We start from the raw sequence: 2,466 nt of genomic DNA on the forward strand, positions 1-2,466 counted from the left end.
CCACGGTGCGCCAGATCGAATCCAGCGCTAGCAGCGTGCCGACGGCTTTGAGTTCGTCGGGCAGCTGGCGCAGGCTCCACGAGATGAGGTGCCCGGTCGGTCTGTGGGTGGTGGGGGCGCGGAAGAGCTCGTTGTAGGAGCCGGTGACGAACGGTTGGAGTTGGATCGCCAGGTCCTGGGCGTGCTCGTCGGAATCGGCTGCCAGGGTGGAGGCCAGGTCCGCCAGGAGCGGGGCCTGCTGGGACCAGGTCGAGGCCTCACCCGTGATCCCGGCCTGTCGGTAGGTGGCCACCAGAGCCCGGTCCAACGCCGCGCGTTGACGGGCGGACAGGGCACCGCCCAGCATCACCGCCAGCAGCGTGTGCAGGAACAGGGCGCGCCTGGACACGGCATCGCGCCGGGCCGTGGTGTCCAGGGCCAGGTCCAGGGGGTTGAGGTGAACCCCGGGTGCGCCCAGGCGCATGAGGGTGCCGCCCACCGCTTCGGTCAGGCGGGTGTATTCGTCTTCGGGGTCGATGACCGCTGCGGTCACACCCGAGTACAGGCTGCGCAGCAGGTCGAGTTTGCAGAAGTAGCTCTTCCCGGCTCCTGAGCGGGCCAGGACCACGGAGTTGTAGTTGTCGCCCCTCCACCGGTCCCAGACCACCACCCCAGAGGAGGAGGCGTTGAGCCCGTAGAGCACCGCGCGGTCAGTGGTCTGCACGGCCAGGTCCGGTGAAGCGAACGGGAAACTCGCAGACAGGGCGGCGGTGTCCATGCTGCGGCGCTGCTCCAGCAGATCCACCCCTACCGGGAGCGCGGCCACCCACCCTTGGAGTTGCCGGTAGGAGGCCGGCCGCACGTCCACCAGCATCGACGAACACAGTGAGCGGACGTGGTCGACCTCCTCGGCCAGGGCCTCCTCGGTGGGGGCGTGCACACTCAGGTACAGCCCGACACGGAACAGCTTGCCCTCGCCGCGCGCCAGAGAGGCGGCCATCTCGCGTGCGTCCTCGGCCGCCACCTCGGCCTCGAAGTCTTCGAGTTTTCCCTTTTCGGCGGTGGTGCGGTTGGAGGCCTCCAACTTCGACATCTGCCGCCGCAGCCGATCGGCCGCGGTCTGGGGCGGGATGGGTTCGATGTGCAGCGACACATCCAGCCGTCCGGGGTAGGTCAGCAGCGGTTCCATCCACCCGTGCCCCACTTCGGCGGGGTAGCCGGTCACCGCCCAGGAGGAGCTGAGGCCGCCGCCGAGGCGCAGATGCCGGGAGGCCACCTCCACTTCGGCGGCCACCGCAGCCTCTGCCTGGCTGCCAGCCGCTTGTGGGCGGGTCTTCTTCGTGCGTGCGAACATGTGCGGTCATTCCTCCTTGGACTCGACGGTGGGGCCGGTGATCAGGGCCTCGGGGCTGGCCAGCCCTTCAGGGGGCCGATGGCGACTGGAAGGGTCAGCGGCCGAGGACAGAACGGCGGCGACCTGCGGCCCGGTGAGGATGTGGGCGCGCGAGCCAGCCGCGGCCAGGGCGCGCACGGCTTCGTCGGCGCGGCGTCGTGCGCTGGCCGTGCCGTGGGCGGCATTGCTGGTCATGTCGCGCACGATGAGGACGATTTGGCGCCGCAGCAGATCGCGCTGCTGGGCCAAGTCAGCCAGGAAGTCGGCGTGGTCGCGTGCCGCTTGCTCCAGAGCGGGGTGCGGCATGGCCGGGGCTGCTTGATCCAACGCCTCCACCAGCGGGTCCAGCGAGATGGACTCGGCGCGGATGAGGATCTGCACGGGGGCGTTGAGCGAATTCAGGTAGGACCCGAACCCCGAGACCAGCCCGGCCTGCTCGGCCGGTGTGCGCAGCGAAAAGCTGACCGTGGAGCACGACACGAGGACGGCGCACCCGTGTTCGCCCAGGTCCAGCACGCCCTCATCAGAGATCTTGTGCACCGGCAGATCCAGCGGCCGGGGCAGGGCCGGGGCGCGGGCGTTGACCCAGGAGGGGGTGGGTGCGCCGCGGTGGGCGTCGGTGGACTGGCGTTTAGCAGAGCGCAGAAACCGGAATGCGGCCAAGAGCAGGCGGTCCAGGCTGAGCCCGTCGCGCGTGGCCAGGGCGGCGGCGACCGCCCCGCCCATGACCGGTACTGCCGCGACCACCACGGCCACGGGTGGAACGAGGTGGCCCACCGCCTGATACACCAGCCACAGGCCGAGCCCGGGAACACCGATGATGATCAACTGGCGGGCGGTCAGACCCGCCAGGAGTTTGTCTTCACGCTCGACATCGGCGGGCATGCGCACACGCGACATTTACGACCTCCGTCGGGAAGCAGGGGTACTCCGGCGAGGACTGGGCCGGGAAGGTGGCCCGCGGTGCGGCGAGGGTGCGCCCGGCCCGGGGCCGGTGCCCCTTCCGGGGCCACCACGGTTGGGTCCGCGCCCGGGGCCGCTGCCCGGGCCACGGCGTCCTCGTCCGGGCCCTCGGCCAGCGCCACCGCGCGGGT

2 protein-coding genes are annotated in these 2,466 nt (G+C 70.8%); both read right to left on the minus strand.

The features are described from left to right. Positions 1-1,333 (minus strand): VirB4 family type IV secretion system protein (locus tag ACYVD1_RS34535; protein WP_460778683.1); only part of this gene is annotated, 1,333 nt, incomplete at its 3' end. Positions 1,334-1,339: 6 nt separating this feature from the next. Then, positions 1,340-2,272, minus strand: a complete 933-nt coding sequence (locus ACYVD1_RS34540; RefSeq protein ID WP_460778684.1) for a PrgI family protein — start codon at positions 2,270-2,272, stop codon at positions 1,340-1,342. Positions 2,273-2,466: the final 194 nt, after the last annotated feature.

The sequence above is a fragment of the Nocardiopsis nanhaiensis genome, from assembly GCF_054778635.1.